Origin of the sequence: Vannielia litorea (assembly GCF_900142295.1) — a bacterium.
GTDB classification, from domain to species: domain Bacteria; phylum Pseudomonadota; class Alphaproteobacteria; order Rhodobacterales; family Rhodobacteraceae; genus Vannielia; species Vannielia litorea.
This window is the reverse complement of record NZ_FSRL01000001.1, coordinates 355,882-372,513: the sequence shown is the minus strand read 5'-3', so window position 1 is coordinate 372,513 and position 16,632 is coordinate 355,882. Positions and strand designations below refer to the sequence as shown.

The 16,632-nt window shown below is 65.5% G+C and carries 15 protein-coding genes and 1 tRNA gene; 6 read left to right on the top strand and 10 right to left on the bottom strand.

Features of this window, described 5'->3' with window-relative positions; translation table 11 throughout:
- Positions 1 to 6 precede the first annotated feature (6 nt).
- Both BUR94_RS01865 and BUR94_RS01860 read right to left on the bottom strand, forming a co-directional pair.
- Positions 7 to 696, bottom strand: coding sequence for a GntR family transcriptional regulator (locus BUR94_RS01865; protein WP_074254569.1), 690 nt, complete (start codon positions 694 to 696; stop codon positions 7 to 9).
- A 46-nt stretch (positions 697 to 742) separates the two neighbouring features.
- Positions 743 to 1,444 carry a M48 family metallopeptidase gene (locus tag BUR94_RS01860; RefSeq protein ID WP_139301198.1) on the bottom strand — a complete coding sequence of 234 codons (702 nt, stop codon included), beginning with the start codon at positions 1,442 to 1,444 and terminating at the stop codon, positions 743 to 745.
- Positions 1,445 to 1,577: 133 nt separating this feature from the next.
- Between BUR94_RS01860 and BUR94_RS01855 the strand changes: the two genes are divergently transcribed.
- A complete protein-coding gene (locus BUR94_RS01855; protein WP_074254567.1) occupies positions 1,578 to 1,904 on the top strand; it encodes a TIGR02300 family protein in 327 nt (108 codons plus the stop codon).
- Between the two features lie 91 nt (positions 1,905 to 1,995).
- Positions 1,996 to 2,071, top strand: a tRNA-Ala gene (locus BUR94_RS01850).
- A 98-nt stretch (positions 2,072 to 2,169) separates the two neighbouring features.
- Here BUR94_RS01850 and BUR94_RS01845 read toward each other — a convergent pair.
- The 4 genes from BUR94_RS01845 to BUR94_RS20585 all read right to left on the bottom strand — a co-directional run bounded on the left by BUR94_RS01845 (position 2,170) and on the right by BUR94_RS20585 (position 9,091).
- On the bottom strand, positions 2,170 to 3,516 hold the full coding sequence (locus BUR94_RS01845) for an HlyD family type I secretion periplasmic adaptor subunit (RefSeq protein ID WP_074254566.1): 1,347 nt from the start codon (positions 3,514 to 3,516) through the stop codon (positions 2,170 to 2,172).
- Between the two features lie 2 nt (positions 3,517 to 3,518).
- A complete protein-coding gene (locus BUR94_RS01840; protein WP_084193091.1) occupies positions 3,519 to 5,546 on the bottom strand; it encodes a type I secretion system permease/ATPase in 2,028 nt (675 codons plus the stop codon).
- Positions 5,547 to 5,583: 37 nt separating this feature from the next.
- On the bottom strand, positions 5,584 to 7,566 hold the full coding sequence (locus tag BUR94_RS01835) for a hypothetical protein (protein ID WP_074254565.1): 1,983 nt from the start codon (positions 7,564 to 7,566) through the stop codon (positions 5,584 to 5,586).
- 112 nt (positions 7,567 to 7,678) lie between these two features.
- A complete protein-coding gene (locus BUR94_RS20585) occupies positions 7,679 to 9,091 on the bottom strand; it encodes a hypothetical protein (protein ID WP_074254564.1) in 1,413 nt (470 codons plus the stop codon).
- 666 nt (positions 9,092 to 9,757) lie between these two features.
- Here BUR94_RS20585 and BUR94_RS20250 point away from each other — a divergent pair.
- Together BUR94_RS20250 and BUR94_RS01820 are read left to right on the top strand one after the other, a co-directional pair.
- Positions 9,758 to 10,492 (top strand): response regulator transcription factor, encoded by a 735-nt coding sequence (locus BUR94_RS20250; protein ID WP_084192876.1) that lies wholly within the window; start codon positions 9,758 to 9,760, stop codon positions 10,490 to 10,492.
- A 4-nt stretch (positions 10,493 to 10,496) separates the two neighbouring features.
- Positions 10,497 to 11,024: a hypothetical protein gene (locus tag BUR94_RS01820; RefSeq protein ID WP_342745192.1), complete on the top strand. Its 528-nt coding sequence runs from the start codon at positions 10,497 to 10,499 to the stop codon at positions 11,022 to 11,024.
- Between the two features lie 13 nt (positions 11,025 to 11,037).
- On the opposite strand, the gene rpiB is transcribed toward BUR94_RS01820, so the two are convergent.
- From rpiB to choX, 4 genes are all read right to left on the bottom strand, one after another.
- Complete coding sequence (rpiB, locus tag BUR94_RS01815) at positions 11,038 to 11,484, bottom strand: ribose 5-phosphate isomerase B (RefSeq protein ID WP_074254562.1); 447 nt, start codon at positions 11,482 to 11,484, stop codon at positions 11,038 to 11,040.
- 66 nt (positions 11,485 to 11,550) lie between these two features.
- The gene (choV, locus tag BUR94_RS01810) at positions 11,551 to 12,588 is read right to left on the bottom strand and encodes a choline ABC transporter ATP-binding protein (protein ID WP_074254561.1); all 1,038 of its coding nucleotides are present in this window, start codon (positions 12,586 to 12,588) and stop codon (positions 11,551 to 11,553) included.
- Entirely contained in the window at positions 12,585 to 13,424 is an 840-nt protein-coding gene (choW, locus tag BUR94_RS01805) for a choline ABC transporter permease subunit (protein WP_074254560.1), read from the bottom strand. The genes choV and choW overlap by 4 nt, the downstream gene beginning before the upstream one ends.
- 110 nt (positions 13,425 to 13,534) lie before the next feature.
- The gene (gene choX, locus BUR94_RS01800) at positions 13,535 to 14,455 is read right to left on the bottom strand and encodes a choline ABC transporter substrate-binding protein (protein WP_074254559.1); all 921 of its coding nucleotides are present in this window, start codon (positions 14,453 to 14,455) and stop codon (positions 13,535 to 13,537) included.
- A 99-nt stretch (positions 14,456 to 14,554) separates the two neighbouring features.
- Here choX and betI point away from each other — a divergent pair, with 99 nt between their 5' ends.
- Together betI and betC are read left to right on the top strand one after the other, a co-directional pair.
- Complete coding sequence (gene betI, locus BUR94_RS01795; protein ID WP_074254558.1) at positions 14,555 to 15,127, top strand: transcriptional regulator BetI; 573 nt, start codon at positions 14,555 to 14,557, stop codon at positions 15,125 to 15,127.
- Positions 15,124 to 16,632, top strand: a complete 1,509-nt coding sequence (gene betC, locus BUR94_RS01790; RefSeq protein WP_074254557.1) for a choline-sulfatase — start codon at positions 15,124 to 15,126, stop codon at positions 16,630 to 16,632. The genes betI and betC overlap by 4 nt, the downstream gene beginning before the upstream one ends.

The following is a 16,632-nucleotide window of genomic DNA, read 5'->3' as shown; positions in this document are numbered from 1 at the left end:
CCCGCCTCAGGTGGCCAGCATCCTCAGACCGCCGGTCACGTCGGAGCGCACGGCCAACCGCAGGCCCGGCTCATCGCCAGCCTTGAGGGCCGCCACGATCAGCCGATGATGGCGCGGCACCTCGTTGCGGCGCAGCCTGTCGTAGAGCAGCCGCATGGTGGGGCCGAGCTGGAGCCAGACCGTCTCGGCCAGCGCCAGCATCGCCGGGGCCTGGGCCCGCAGGTAGAGGGTGCGGTGAAATTCGAGGTTCGCCCGGATGTATCCCGCCGCATCGCCCCGCGCCGTGACCTCCGCGATGGTCGCGTTCACTGCCTCCAGCCGCTCGATCAGCGCCATGTGGGCGCGCGGCAGGGCGCGGGTGGCCAGTTCCGGCTCCAGAAGGGCACGAATCGCGGCCAGTTCCTCGATCCGGTCGTTCGACAGCACCGGCGTGGATACACGGCCCGACGCGGAGAGGGTCAGCGCCCCTTCCGCCGCCAGCCGCCGCACCGCCTCGCGGGCCGGGGTCATCGACACCTCGAAATCCTTGCCAACGCCGCGCAGGGTGAGCGCGTGGCCGGGCAGAAGCTCGCCGTGCATGATGCGGGTGCGCAGGGCGCGATAGACCCGATCATGGGCCGCGGTGGCGGCACCGGCATGGGCGGGGATGTCGCGGTTGGGCGGAGCGGCATCGGTGGGCGGTGGTTGGATCAGCATCTCTCGAGCGTGATCACGAATCTGCAATCCGTCAACGGGGAAACACTCACCCCTTGAAGCCGTAGCGGTGCAATGTGGCGCCGTTCTGTCGCAGCCATCGCCGCGCGGCCTTGTGGGCCGGGAAGAGCTGCGCGCAGGTGGCCCAGAAGCGGGGCGAGTGATCCATGTGGGCCAGGTGGGCGACCTCGTGGGCGGCGACGTAGTCGAGCACCTCGGGTGGCGCGAGGATGAGCCGCCAGGAATACATCAGGTTGCCCTCGTGGCTGCACGATCCCCAGCGGGAGCGGGTGTCGCGCAGGGTAATGGTGCCATGGGGGCGGCCGAGGGCGGCGGCGTGGCGGGCGGAGGCCTCGGCCAGGCGGTCGCGGGCCAGTTCACGCAGGAAGGCCCCGAGCCGCACCGGCACGCGCGATGCGCCCTCGGGCACCAGAAGCGCCTGATCCGAAAGGGCAATGCGGCGCAGGGGGGCGGTCTCGATCCGGCGGGCAACCCCTTCGACGGGCACCACGGCGCCGGGCGCGGCAAGGATGAAGGGGGCCTGCTCGGCCAGCCTGTCGCGGATCCAACCGGCCTTCTCGGCGGCGAAGCTGCGCGCCTCCCGCTCGGGCGCGAAACGGGGCATGGTGAGGGTCACGCGGCCATCGACCCCGGAGACCCGCAGAGACAGCCTGCGCGCCCGCGACGAGCGCCGCAGAACGACCTCCACCTCCGGCTCTCCCGGGAGCCTGATCGAGCCTGTCTGTGCCATGAGGCCCCTGCCCTTTTCGTTGCCGCCCATCCTAGCGCCACGCGCGATGGCAAGAAAGCCCGATACCCCCTTTACAGCCCTCCCCCATCGTGGCATTGGCCCCGTTCGAACCCCGAAGCATGTGAGGATTTCGATGCCTAAGGAAGAATGGGGCGTCAAGCGCGTCTGCCCGACCACCGGCAAGCGGTTTTACGACCTGGGCAAGGACCCGATCGTGAGCCCCTACACCGGCGAGATCGTGACGCTCGACACCGGCAACAAGGCCCGCTCGGCGCTGAAGGGCGACAAGCCCGATCCGAAGTCGCTGGAGATGGAAGACGAGGACGCCGATATCGACGTGCTCGACGATGATGATGATGACAGCGATGTCGATCTCGGGGACGATGTGCTCGAGGACGACGACGATGATGATGTGTCGCTCGACGATATCGCCGACGTCGGCGGTGACGACGACGACTGACGGCATTTTCGAGGCGGGCCGGGAAAAGGCGTCGGGCAGCGAAATTTTCGCTTGAACCCCCCGGCGCTATTCCCTAAACGTCCGCCTCACCGGGGCCTTAGCTCAGTTGGGAGAGCGCTTGCATGGCATGCAAGAGGTCAGGGGTTCGACTCCCCTAGGCTCCACCAAGTTTCCCGGACATGCAGAATGACAAGCAGAGCGAGTGATCGCGCGGGCGCTGCGCCGTTGCGGAACGGCGCCGTCATTGCGCTGTGCCGGCCCGCGCTCAGTCTTCGCGGAAGGCGCGCGACATCGAGTCGACGATGGGCTTGGTGAGATACTGCATGAAGGTCCGCTCACGGGTGGCGATCAGTATCTCGGCGGGCATGCCCGGGGTCGGGGCAAAGCCGTCGACCCGGCGGAGCTGCTCTGCCTCCAGGCTGATCCGCGCCACATAGACCTCGCGCGCCGGGCCTTGCGCCGTGTCGGGGATGGCATCGGCAGAGATGTAGAAGACCTCCCCATCAAGGATCGGCGTGGTCCGCTGGTTCAGCGCCACCAGGCGCACCGAGGCATACTGACCGAGCTGGACGCTGTCGATGTCGTTGCGCGGAATGAGGGTTTCGATGATGAGCGGGGCGCCCTTGGGCAGGATCTCGACGATGGGTTTGCCGCTTTCGATCACACCGCCCGAGGTGTGATAGTGCATGCGCAGGATCGTGCCATCCACCGGCGCGAGGATCTCGGTGCGCCGCAGCACGTCTTCGGCCTGAAGCACCTGCTCCTTCACGCTGTCGAGCTCGGCCTGAACCACATGAAGCTCGTCCAGCGCGGCCTGGGTATAGGTGTAGCGGGTCTGCAGGATCTGCTTTTCGAACTTGATGATCATCGCCTCGCTCTCGGCGATCTCCGCCTCCAGCCGGGCCATCTGGCCGACACCGTCGACGATGGCGCGCTCGAGGGCGTTCAGCTCGGATTTCCGGGTCAGGCCGTTGTTGAGCAGGTCGGCCTTGGCGACCCGGTCCTCCTTCAACAGGCTCACCTGGACGGCGGAGGACTCGCGTTGGGCGATGTAGCCCTGGATCCGCTTTGTCTGGGCGAGGATGTTCGACTCCACGAGGCCGATGTCATTGTCGAGCTTGTCGCGGGCGAGGTCGAAGCTGAGCTTCTGGCTGAGCAGGATTTCCTCGATCTCCGGGTCGATCACGGCGCGGCGGCGCAGGTCGGGCGGAAAGATGACCGTGTTGCGGTCGTCGTATTCGGCCATGAGGCGCACCTTCATGGCCTCCAGCCGGGCGCGGCGGAGCTGAAGCTCGGTGCGGCGCGTCTCGGCGGCAGTGGTGTCGAGCGTCACGAGCGGCTGGCCGGCCTCGACCTCCTCCCCCTCTTCCACGAGGATCTGGGCGATGATGCCGCCTTCGAGGTGCTGGACGATCTTGTTGCGCCCGGTCGCGACAAAGCTGCCGGGCGCCACCACGGCGGCAGCAAGCGGCGCGGAGAAGGCCCAGTAGCCGAAGCCGCCGAGCGAGAAGGTCATCAGCAGGATGCCGAGCAGGCCGATGCGCCAGACGCTGCGCGGCACCTCGGAATACCATTCGCTCGAGACGTAGGTGGGTGCGGTTGCCAAACTCATGATCAGCCTGCCTGTGGATTGGGGTTGTTCGGGGAGTTCAGTTGCTGGCCGCCGCCGCCATTGCCGCGGCGACGCTTCTCGAGCGCCTCCAGCACCTGCTGGCGCTGGCCGTAGAGCGCGATGTTGCCGTCGGCCATCAGCATGATCTTGTCGACCGAGGAGAGCAGAGAGGGCTTCTGGGTGATGACCACAAGGGTCATCCCGCGGGACTTGGCATCGGCCACGGCGCGGGCCAGGGCCTGGTCGCCCGCAGTGTCGAGGTTGGAGTTGGGCTCGTCGAGCACCACCAGCCGCGGATTGCCGAAGAAGGCCCGGGCCAGCGCAATGCGCTGCTTCTGCCCGCCCGAGAGCGGCGCGCCGTCGGCGGCGACAAAGGTTTCGTAGCCCTGCGGGAAGTTCGAGATCATGCCATGCACGTCGGCCAGCATCGCCGCCTCGTGGATCTGGGCATCGGTGGCATCCTCCCGCATCCGGGCGATGTTCTGCTTGATGGTGCCGGGAAAGAGCTGCACGTCCTGCGGCAGGTAGCCGATGTTGGTGCCGAGCTGGCGCTGATCCCAGTTGCGCAGGTCCATCAGGTCGAGCCGGACGGCGCCCGAGGTGGGCAGGACGGAGCCTACCAGCATCTTGCCAAGGGTCGTCTTGCCCGCGCCCGAATTGCCGACGATGGCAAGGGACTCTCCGGGCGCGAGGACAAAGCTCAGCCCGTTGAGCACCACGTTCTTGGTGCCCTGCGGGACGTAGAGCAGCCGCTCCACGTCGAGCCGGCCCTCGGGGCGCGGCAGGATCAGGCGATCCTGGTTGAGGGGCGAGCTGCGCAGGAGGTGGGCGATGCGGTCATAGGCCGACCGCGACATCAGAAAGTGGTTCCAGCCCTCGATCGCGCCCTCGATCGGCGCCAGCGCCCGGCCCGCGATGATCGAGGCGGCGATGACCATGCCGCCGGTGATATGGCCCTGGATCGCGAGGTATGCGCCCCACCCCAGGAGGCCGATCTGGGTGAGCAGGCGCACGGCCCGGCTGCAGGCGGCCGAGATGATGTTGCGGTCCTGCGCCCGGACCTGCGCCTTCAGCGAGGCCGCCGTATCGCGCCCCCAGATCGAAACAGCCTCGGGGATCATCGCCAGCGCGTTGATGATCTGGCTGTTGCGCGACATCGAGTCGAGATGGAGGTTGGCCTTGCTGAGGTGCAGGTTCGCCTCCGCGAACTTTCCTGAAGTCACCCGCTGGTTGACGATCGCGATGACGAGCAGCACCAGGGCGGTGGCGACCACGATCATGCCCAGATGGGGGTGCACCAGGTAGATGGCCAGGATGAAGAGCGGTGCGAAAGGCACATCGAGGAACGACAGGAGCGTGCCGGAGACGAGAAAACTGCGCAGCTGCTGAAGGTCGCCCAGGGTTTGATACTCGCGGCCATTGCCGTTGAGCGAGGCCCGGGCGGCGGCGCTGAGGATCGGGGAGCCCAGTTGCGCCGCCAGCTCGACCGCCGTGCGCATCAGGATGAAGCGGCGCACGGCATCGAGGATCGCCTGGAGCACCACGGCGCCCACGATGATCGTGGTCAGCATGATCAGCGTATCCATCGACCGACTGGTGAGCACGCGGTCGGAGATCTGAAAGAGGTAGACGGGGATCGCGAGGATCAGCAGGTTGGTGGCGCAGGTGAACAGCATCACAAGCAGCATGTTGCGTCGGACCGCACGGAGGCCGCGCTTGAGGCTGCCGGCAAAGTCCATCGGGCCGAGGCGCTTGTGAAAGACCTCGTCGCCGCCACCGCCGCCGCCGTTGCCTCGCCCGCCGCCGTTGTCGACAGGGGGTTTCGGCGGCTCGCTCTCCTGGCGCTGCGGAGGGTCGCCCAAGTCCTTCTCGCTTGGAGTGATGCGGGTGAACCCGGAGGGCGACGGGCGCTCGCCCTTTACCCTGTTTTCCGGCGCAAGGCGCAGGGCCTCCTTGCTCTCGTCATCCTGCCGCGCCGCTGGCTCCTCGGTCGCGACCAGCGCTTCAGGCTGCTCCGCGTCATTCACCATGTCCTTCAAAACAGTATCCCTTTTTACCTGCCCTCGATCACGCGACGAGGGTTTGCATGACGTCGACCGGCGCCTCTTCGGGCACCAGTTGCCCCAGGCCCGCGCCGGGCCCGTCCGATGTGTCGGAAAGCATGTCGTCGGCCAGGAACAGCACCGCCTCGCTGGCCAGATTGTCGGAGCTGGCCAGTGCGAAGGGGTCGTCGTTGGAAATGAACTCGGCCTGGTAGAGCATGGCGTCCGAATAGGCCTCGCCGCCCGTGTAGACGGTGGAATCGACGCCGTGGTCGGTGACCGAGGCGATGTTGACCAGCTCGTTGCCGCCGGTGAGCACCGTGACGTCGGCGCCCTCGGCGCTCAGCAGCGTTTCGGCCGCGAGCGCCACCTGATCGACATCGCCGAGCACGTTGACCTGTTCGATCACCTGCACGTCGAGATAGTCGCCTTCGATGTAGAGCACCCGCAGAACCGGCGTGCCGAGATAAGCCGGGTCGCCGAGGATATCGCCGCCGGGCTCGCCGCCCTCGATGACCTTGTTCGCAGCCTTGCTGTAGGCCTCGGTGATGGCGACCGTGGTATCGACGCCGACCTCGGTGATGGCCGCATAGTTCAGAAGCAGGTTGCCCGAGGTGTCCATCGTGCCGCCGAACTCGCCTTCGATCTCGGCGGAGTCGGCATCGAGCAGCACGTTCATCTGGGTCAGCAGGGTGACGTCGATCATGTTGCCGCCGATGACGATCAGGTCGTAGCCAAAGCCGAGTTCGAGGATGTCGGCGATGTTGAAGAGCGTATTGCCGCCGGTCTGGATGAAGGTCTCGCTGGCGTTGAACAGAAGGCTGAGCACGTCGCCCTCGGCGGCGAAGTTGAACTGCTGGATGTGGTTGTAGTTGATCACGTTGCCTTCGATCCGGGTCACGATCGCCTGTCCGGGCCCATAGGCCCCCTCCCCGACCGAAACCGGGTTGGCGACATGCTCGATGGAGCTGGCGTTGACGCTGCGGGTGGATCCGGCCTCGGTGAGGCTGGATACGCCGCTGACCTTGTCGAAATCGTTCCAGACGTTGATCTGGCTGATCGCGTTGGCGACCACGACATCGCCCATCACCACGAAGACGGGCGCGTCAAGCCAGTTCATGACCACGTTGGCCTGGTTGATCAGGAGGTTCTCACCCATGGTCACATGCTGGCCTTCTGGGTGATCGTCTTCCTCTGCCTCGTCGCGGTTGTCCTCGAAGGGGCTCTCGGGCACCTCCTCCTCGGGTTCCGGCTCCGGCTCGGCAAAGGTGTCGCTGTAGTCGGACAGCTTGGGCATTTCCTCGACGGCGAGACCATTGAGGGTGGGCGTGGCCGTGGCCTCGCCGAAGGCAACGAAGGTGACGGCGCCGTCGGCCGCGCCCGGTCCGCCCTCGGACTCGAGGGCGCGGATATCCTCCGAGACCTCGCGGCCGCTCTCGGCAATCGCGGCTTCATCCTCGGGCATCACCGGCGCCGAGAAGGGTTGAAGGGCGGTGGCCGTGGCCTGAAGCGACGACAGGGGCACCTCGAAGGCGACCGGGTCGACAAAGCTCATCTCGGCATCCGAGGTGGAGGCGTAATCGTAATCCCTTAGAAAGTTGTACTGCACCGTGATGGTGGCAACGGATGAGGGCGGCGGGATCAGGAACTGCAGCTTGGCCAAGAGGTAGCCGGGCGGGGACCAGTAGATTGGCAGCTCGGCGAGCTCGCCGGGCAACACCGGCCAGAGATGCTCCGCCGCCGGGCCCGCGAACGGCAGGTAGGGCAAGCCGGGAACGCCCGGCAGCACCGGAAAGTAGAGAGGGCCCTGGATATCGGGCGTGAAGGCACCGAGCTCGTAGTCGCTGAACAGGTTGATGGTTATGTTGAGCAGGCTGCCGAACTCGGGATCGGCGTTCTTGAGCGCCTGGAACTCCTCGAACTCCTCCCGCATCCGTGCGGCCTCGGAACCCAGCTGGAACAAACCTATGAAATGAGCAATGATTTCGGACTTTTCATCGAGCAACATGGGTCACGATCCGTCCTGGTCGGGTAGTGTGAAAACTGTGCCTGCTCGACGTTTTTTTGGGTGAGGCTGCGCGACGGTGCCGCGCAGCCTCCTGTTGCGTGAGGGGATCGCCCTACATCTCGTCGTCGCCGACGGAGAGCGAGTTCGAGAAGTTGCCGCCAACGACCGTCATGTCGACGGTGTTGCCGAGCACGTTCGCGCCCTGGACGATGCTCTGGTTGAACGCGGCGTTGTCGAGGATGCCATCCGCGGAGGCATTCGAGTAGCCGTTGACGTAGCCGTCGTCCGAGTTGCCGGAGCCCCAGTTGCCGCCGCCGACCGCGCCCGAAGCCGCGCCGCCGTTGGCATTGACATGGCCGCCGTCGCCACCGTTGCCGCCCCAGACGACCGCATGGCCGCCATCGGAGTTGCCGCCACCGGACCAGCCGCCGCTGGCACTGGCGTCACCGCCGGCACCGCCGCCGCCGCCGCCGCCCGCATAGGCACCCGCGAGGCCAGCGCCGTGGCCGACACCGATCCCGACACCGAGGCCATCGCCGCCATCGGCATCGACGCCATCGCCACCCGGCTTGCCGGGGTGCTTGAAGTAGGTCGGCATGCCGCCGCCGCTGCCGGAGCCGCCGTCGCCGCCCGAACCGAGGCCGACGCCGAGGCCACCGAGGCCGACGCCGATCGCACCGGCGCTGCCGCCGTCACCACCGTCGTCACCGTCGGCGCTGCCGCCGTCGTTGCCCTTGTGGTAGCCGCCATCGGCCAGCGAGAAGCCACCGAGCGACGCCGCATGGCCGTCGTCACCATCGGCCGAGCCCCGGCCGCCGGAGCCGCCATCGGACTCGAGGTCGATGCCCTCTTCAGCATTGGCGGTGCCGCCGCGGGCCGACTGGGTAGAGTTGTACTGGGCGTTGTTCTCGACCTTGGCGCTGTCGATCCTGTCGTTGTCCTCGAGCGTGTTCGACATCGCGTTGATGGTGCCGGAGTCGTTGCCCTCACCGTTCAGGGCCTTGCTGAGAACGCCATCGAGATTGATGTCGTTGCCCGGATCGTAGGTCAGGTCGCCCTTGGCCATGAAGATGTCGTCGATCCTGGCCCCGTCATCGAGATCGAAGTCGGCGAAGTCGTTGTCGACCGGCTCGTAGTCCTTGAGGTCGAGCTTGACGTCTACGTCGACATCAACGTCGGTGTGCGACTTGGCAACACCAACCCCGAGCGAAACGGCATCGGAGTGGGAACCGGCATGCGACTTGCTGCCGGCAAGCCCGACACCGGCACCGAGGCCCGCGCCCACGCCCGTGGCAGTAGAGTCGTTGTGGTTGACGTTCAGGTTGCCGTTACCGTTCAGGTTGCCATTGCCGTTCAGGTTGCCGTTGCCATTGAGATTGACGTTCTCGCTGGACTGGTGCTGACCCTGCTTCTGGCCTTGCCACTGATCCTGGTCCTGGTCCTGTCCCTGGGCCTGGAATTCGCCCTGGAGCTGGCCTTGCAACTGCCCTTGCAGCGCAAAGAGGTTGTTTCGATATCCACCCATTTCGGGTACTCCCTTGAATGCACTCGAACCGCTGCCAGTCTGTCCAAAGCAGCCATGCGTCGATGTGCGGATTGATATTGATAAGGCCGTGGCGCAAACGGATTGCTCATCGCGCCGTCATCAGTCGGCCTCTCGAAAACGTGAAGCCTCCTTCGATCACCCCCCTTTCCTAATTGTCCGCCCGTATTGCAAGCCTCGCAGAACGCGGTGTGGGCGGTGCATCTCGCAAAAGAACCTTCACGGGATGCGATTGGAAATTTGCCGCCAAAATCAACGCCGACGGCCCAACCACCTTTGATCCGGACAGCCCTCAAGAATAGCTGGCCAGTCGATCTACTCCGGTGGGAGAGGGTGCGAGTCGCGGGATAACTATGTGGAAAAACAGCGATCTTCCGGTGGAAAAGACGACTGGACGGGACGCGCCAGGGGGGGCTGGTCGGCACCAAATTGCCAAAAGGGTTAACAGAATCACCGCCGCTTGTTAACGTAGCGTCGTGCAGCAGATGCTGGAGACTGCACGATTTAGACCGTGAGGATAAAAAGCTAACCGTTCGATTAATAACCGCCGAGCATTTCGGCGGACGTTCATCTGTTCCGAAATTTTCGGGCGAATTACTTCAGGCCCCGAAAGTTTTCTTAAGTAGGGGGGCTAGTAGCATATTACAAATGTCATTTCATGAAACACCTGCCGAACAGCAGGATGTCATCGTGTTCGCCGGAGCAAAGAAGAGCTTTTCGGACACGCTCTTGCGAAATGTGAAACTGGACTGTGGCTTCGCCTTGCCGATCCGCCACGAGAGTATCGAGGAGTATATTTCAACCATAGGTGGCAATTGCGGCGAGTCAAGAGTCGTAATCGTGGATCCGTTTCTTTGCAACCATTCTGCCGAGAACCTCTACGCATTTGCTGAGGCTTTCAGCGAACAATGCCCGAACCATGACCCACCCGGACTTGCCGTGGCCTATTGGGATGTCGAAACCGGAGAGAGGCTCTATCGCCAGCTGGAAGACCGCGTAGACCTGCGGGGCCTGGTGCCGATGAACCTTTCCATCGACATCTGGCTGTCGATCATCCGCCTGCTCGCCAACGGCGGCACCTACTTTCCTGCCGAGCTGACGGAGCGGCACGTGTCGTCTCACGCCGAGCCGTCACCCGCCGGAGGCGCCGTGCCGACCCCATGCAGGCAGGAGGCAAAGGCCGAACTGGACTTGCTGACGAGCCGGGAGATCGAGGTTCTGGAGAAGCTTACGACCGGGCTGCAGAACAAGCACATCGCCGAGCACCTCGGCGTGTCGGAGCACACCGTGAAACTGCATATCCATCACATCATCGGCAAGCTCGACGTGCGGAACCGGACGGAGGCCGCGATCAAGTTCCAGACGATGCGCAGCGCCAATTGAGGAGATGATGGAACCCGGCACCCGCACGCCAGGCAGGACACAGGGCGCCGAGGCGGAGCTTCAGGCGATCCTGCTGCGGGTCGGACGCCTGAACTACGCCTGGACCAATACCGAAAGCCTACTGATTCACCTGATCGCCGGCCTTGCCAAGACCGAGAAGGATGTGGCGGTGGTGATCTTTCTCACGCTCAACACCACGCGCGCCCGTGTCGACCTCGTGGAGCGTCTGGCGAAGCTGCCGACGGTGAGCACGGAGTTGCGAAAGGATGTGCTGGAGGTGACCTCGGCGCTGACCCGCGAGGGGGGCCTGCGCAACAAGTACAACCACTGCATCTACAGCTTCGACCCCGAGAGCGGCGGCCTCCAGACGATCATGATGCGGATCCAGGACCGCAAAGAGGCGATCCGCATGGGCAAGACCGAGCGGGTGAATGCGGCGGAATCGGCGAGCATCGACGCCAGCATCGCCAAGCTCGAACAGCTCAACCGTTCGATCTGGGCGCTGATCCGGCAGCACGACTTTCCGATCTAGGCCCCGCCCGCGCTCAGGCCGGCGCGGGTTCGATCATGGCCACGCGGGTGGCATGGCGGCCGCCTTCGAACTCGGCGTCGAGAAAGGCGTCCACGATGTCGAGGGCCAGACCCTCGCCGACGACCCGCGCGCCGATCGAGAGGATGTTGGCATCGTTGTGCATGCGGATCATCCGGGCGGAGAAGGTATCGGAGCACACGCCGCAGCGGATGCCGGGCACCTTGTTGGCAGCCATCATGATGCCCTGCCCGGTGCCGCACAGGATGATGCCCAGCGCGCAATCGCCCGAGGCCACGCGCTCGGCTGCGGCCTGGCCGTGCAGCGGGTAGTGGGTGCTCTCCGGCGTGGTCGGCCCGATGTCCACCACATCCCAGCCCCTGGAGGCGACATGGGCTGCAACCGCCTGCCGCAACTCGATGGCGGCGTGATCGCTGGAAAGGACGATGCGTTTGCTGGTCATGGGATGGGCCTCGCGCTGGACTGAACCGGCGCGAAGATAGCAGCAGGGCGGGCGGCGTCCAGCCGGTCAGTCCGCCGGGGTGATCTCCCGGGCGGTAAGGCCGGTCAGGATATCGTCCTTCGTGATCTGCCCCACGATCCGGCCGTTCTCGGTGACCCCTACGGGCACTTCGGAGCCGGTCAGGGTTTCCATTGCGTCCCGCACCAGCATGTCGGCATCCACGGTCACGGCGGGCGAGCCGGTGGCCGGCCCCATGAGGTCGCGGGTGCGCAGCACGCCCAGCGGGTTCATGTGCTGGACGAATTCGGCCACATAGTCGTTCTTGGGGTCGCGGAAGATATCCTGCGGCGCGCCGGTCTGCACGATCCGCCCGCCCTCCATGATCGAAATCTGGTTGCCCAGCTTGAAGGCCTCGTCGAGATCATGGCTGACGAAGATGATGGTGCGCCGGAGCCGTTGCTGGAGTTCGAGGAGCTCGTCCTGCAGCTTGGTGCGGATCAGCGGGTCGAGCGCCGAGAAGGGCTCGTCCATCAGCAGGATCGGGGCCTCGGTGGCGAAGGCGCGGGCCAGGCCGACACGTTGCTGCATGCCGCCCGAAAGCTCGCCTACCTTGCGCTCGGCCCAGTCGGAGAGGCCCACGAGGTCGAGCTGGGTGTCGATCCGCTCGTTGGCCTCGCCCTTGTCCATGCCGGCCAGCTCCAGCCCGAGCCCCACGTTCTCGCGCACGGAGCGCCAGGGCAGCAGGCCGAACTGCTGGAAGACCATGGCGACGTGATGCATGCGGATGCGCCGCAGGGTCGACTTGTCGGCATGGGTGACGTCGACCATGCCCTGGCCGTCGTTCACATGCACCGCGCCCCGCACCACGGGGTTGAGGCCGTTCACCGCCCTCAGGAGGGTGGATTTGCCCGAGCCGGAAAGGCCCATGAGGACCACGATCTCGCCTTCCATCACGTCCAGCGAGCAGTCGTGCACGCCCAGCACCTGGCCTGTGGCCTGCTGGATCTCGCTGCGCTGCTGGCCGGCGTCCATCAGCGGAAGCGCGCGCTCCGGGTGGTCGCCGAAGACGATGGAGACATTGTCGATCTTGACGGCCGTGGTCATTTGCGCGCCCCCACGTTGAGCATCCGGTCGAGCATGATGGCGACCACGACGATGACGATGCCGGACTCGAAGCCCAGCGCGGTATTGACCTGGCCCAGCGCCCGCATCACCGGCACGCCGAGGCCATTGGCGCCCACCAGCGCCGCGATGACGACCATGGAGAGCGAGAGCATGATGGTCTGGTTCAGGCCCGCCATGATCTGCGGGAAGGCATAGGGCAGCTCGACCTTCCAGAGCGTCTGGCGCGGCGTGGCGCCGAAGGCACGGGCCGCCTCGAGCAGCGACTGGGGCGTGGAGGAAACGCCGAGGTATGTCAGCCGGATCGGGGCGGGCAGCACGAAGATCACCGTGGCGATCAGGCCGGGCACCATGCCGATCCCGAAGAACACGATCGCCGGGATCAGGTAGACGAAGGTGGGCAGGGTCTGCATCAGGTCGAGCACGGGGCGCAGGTAGGTGTAGAGCTTGGGCCGGTGGGCACAGGCGATGCCGATGGGCACGCCCACGGCCATGCAGACGAGGCAGGCGGAGAGCACGAGGGTAAGGCTCTCGGTGGTTTCGTCCCAGTAACCCTGGTTGAGGATGAAGAGGAAGCCGAGGAAGATGAAGAGGCAGGTTTTCCAGCTCTTCTGGAGGAACCAGGTGATCGCCACGAAGGCCGCGATGACGAGGATCGCGGGCGGCTCCTGGAGCACCCAGAGGATCGCGTCGATCATCGCCTCCATGATGCCGGCAAAGCCGTCGAGCAGCACCTCTCCGTGGTCGCGGATCCAGTCGAAGATGACCTTGGCCCCCCTACCCACGGGTATCTTGTAGTCTTCCAGCCAGTCTTCCACGGCTCCTGTCTCCCCATTGCCCCGGTTGGCCTGCGCTCGCGTGGCGCTTGTCGGTCGGCCAAAAGAGAACCGCCCGCGAGAAGGCGGGCGGTTCGATCGCTACATCCGGTTCAGAGCCCCAGCGCGGCGCTGACGGCGGCCTTGGCGTCGCCGCCGTCCTTGGCGGTCACGCCCGCGAGCCAGGTGTCGAGCACCTCGGCATTGGCCTTGAGCCAGTCGAGCGTGGCATCCGCCGGATCGGCACCATCATCGAGGATCTGGCCCATGATGCCGTTTTCCATCTCCAGCGTGAAGTCCATGTTGGCGAAGAGCTTGCCGAGGTTGGGGCACTCCTGCGAGTAGCCCTTGCGGGTGACGGTGTGCACCACGCCCTCGCCGCCAAAGAAGTCCTCGCCGCCGGTCAGGTACTTCAGCGAGAAGTTGGCGTTCATCGGGTGCGGCTCCCAGCCGAGAAAGACGATGTCCTGCTCGTCCTTGTAGGCGCGCTCGACCTGGGCCAGCATGCCCTGCTCGGAGCTTTCGATCACCTCCAGCTCGGCGTCGCCCCAGCCCATCTTGTTCTCGTCGATCAGCGACACAAGGTAGCCGTTGCCCTCGTTGCCCGGCTCGATACCGTAGATCTTGCCCTCGAGTTGCTCGGCGAACTCGGGGATGTCGGCGTAGCTCTGGAGGCCACGCTCGTAGGTGTAGGTCGGCACCGCGAGGGTGTACTTGGTGCCTTCGAGGTTCACGTTGATCGCCTCGATCTCGCCCGACTCGAGGTAGGGGCCGATGGCGCCGGTCTGGGCGGGCATCCAGTTGCCGAGGAACACGTCGACATCGTCGCTCTCCAGCGAGGCGAAGGTCACGGGCACCGAGAGGATCTTCACGTCGACCTCGTAGCCCAGCGCCTCGAGCACATGCTTTGCGGTGGCGGTGGTGGTGGTGATGTCGGTCCAGCCCACGTCGGACATGACGACGGTGTCGCACTCGGCCCAGGCCGCGGAGGCGGCGCAGAGGGCGAGGACGGAAACGGCTGCGGTGGTTTTCATTCTGGTCTCCCTGTTCGTCTTTGGGTTTGGTTCATTTATTGATTGACCAATCAAACAATGAACGATTAACCCCGTATTGCAAGCCTTTTGGAGTCGGCGATGAGTGTAGAACCCAAGCGCAGAGCCCAGTTGGTGGAGGCGACGATACATGAGATCGGCGAGAATGGCTCGCTTGATGTGACCGTCGGCAAGATCGCCAAGCGGGCGGGCGTCTCGGCGGCGCTGGCCTTCCATTACTTCGGCGACAAGGACCGGCTCTTCCTCGCCGCGATGCGCCATGTGCTCGCGGTCTACGCCGCCGAGGTGCGCGGGGCGCTGCTGGTCTCGGAGGGGCCGCGCGAGCGGCTGGAGGGCATCCTGCGGGCGAGCTTCTCGAGCTGCAACTTTCGCGCCGAGGTGATCTCGGCCTGGCTCAACTTCTACGTTCTGGCCCGGCGCAACGACGAGGCGCGGCGGCTCCTGTCGGTCTACCACCGGCGCCTGCGCTCCAATCTCGTGCATGACCTGCGCCCGCTGGCCGGAGAGTCGGCGGGCGGCATCGCCGACCGGATCGGCGCTGTGATCGACGGGCTCTACCTGCGTTACGCCTCCAACCCCGGCGACATGACCGGCCAGACCGCCACGGAGCATGCGCTTTCTACCCTGGCCAACGAACTCGGAGCCCTGGCATGACCCGCCCCAACTTTCTGATCATCATGGTCGATCAGCTGAACGGCACGCTCTTTCCCGACGGGCCGGCGGAGTGGCTGCACGCGCCCAACCTCAAGCGGCTGGCGGCGCGCTCCACGCGGTTTTGCAACTCCTACACTGCATCGCCGCTCTGTGCGCCCGGCCGGGCGAGCTTCATGTCGGGGCAGTTGCCGAGCGTCACCGGGGTTTATGACAACGCCGCCGAGTTCCCCTCCGACTTGCCGACCTATGCCCATCACCTGCGCCGCGCGGGCTACCAGACCTGTCTCAGCGGCAAGATGCACTTCGTCGGGCCCGACCAGATGCACGGGCTGGAGGAGCGGCTGACGACCGATATCTACCCCGCCGACTTCGGCTGGACGCCGGACTATCGCAAGCCCGGCGAGCGGATCGACTGGTGGTATCACAACATGGGGTCGGTGACCGGGGCGGGCGTGGCCGAGATCACCAACCAGATGGAGTATGACGACGAGGTGCACTACCACGCCGTTCGCAAGCTCTACGATCTCGCCCGCGGCCATGACGCGCGGCCCTGGTGCCTGACCGTGAGCTTTACCCATCCGCACGACCCCTACGTGGCGCGCAAGCGGTTCTGGGATCTCTACGAGGATTGCGAGCACCTGCTGCCCGAGGTGGGCGCGATCCCCTACGAGGAACAGGACGCCCATGCGCAGCGGATTTTCGACGCCAACGACTGGCGCAGCTTCGATATCGGCGAGGACGACATTCGCCGGTCGCGTCGCGCCTACTTCGCCAATATCTCCTACCTCGACGAGAAGGTGGGCGAATTGCTCGACGTGCTGGAGGCGACACGGCAGGAGGCGACCGTTCTCTTCGTCTCCGACCACGGCGACATGCTCGGCGAGCGCGGCCTGTGGTTCAAGATGAACTTCTACGAGGGCTCGGCCCGCGTGCCGATGATGATCTGCTCGCCCGAGATGGCGCCGGGGCTGGTGGAGGCGCCTGTCAGCAACATCGACGTCTGCCCCACGCTTTGCGACCTCGCGGGCGTGAGCATGGCGGAGGTGGCCCCCTGGACCGCCGGCGAGAGTCTGAAGCCCCTGGGGCAGGGTGCGGAGCGGCAGAGCGCGGTGGCGATGGAATATGCCGCCGAGGCGAGCCAGGCGCCCTTGGTCTCGCTCCGGAAGGGCCGCTACAAGCTGAACCTCTGCGCGCTGGACCCGGATCAGCTCTTCGACCTGGAGGCCGACCCGCACGAGTTGCAGAACCTCGCGGGCGACCCGGCCCATGCGGAGGCCCATGCGGCGCTGAAGGCCGAGGCGTCGGAACGCTGGGATCTCGCCCGCTTCGACGAGGAGGTCCGCCGCAGCCAGGCCCGCCGCTGGGTGGTCTACGAGGCGCTGCGCAACGGCGCATACTACCCGTGGGATTACCAGCCTTTGCAGAAGGCCAGCGAGCGCTTCATGCGCAACCACATGGATCTGAACACCGTGGAAGAGCGTCAGCGCTTTCCGCGCGGCGAGTGA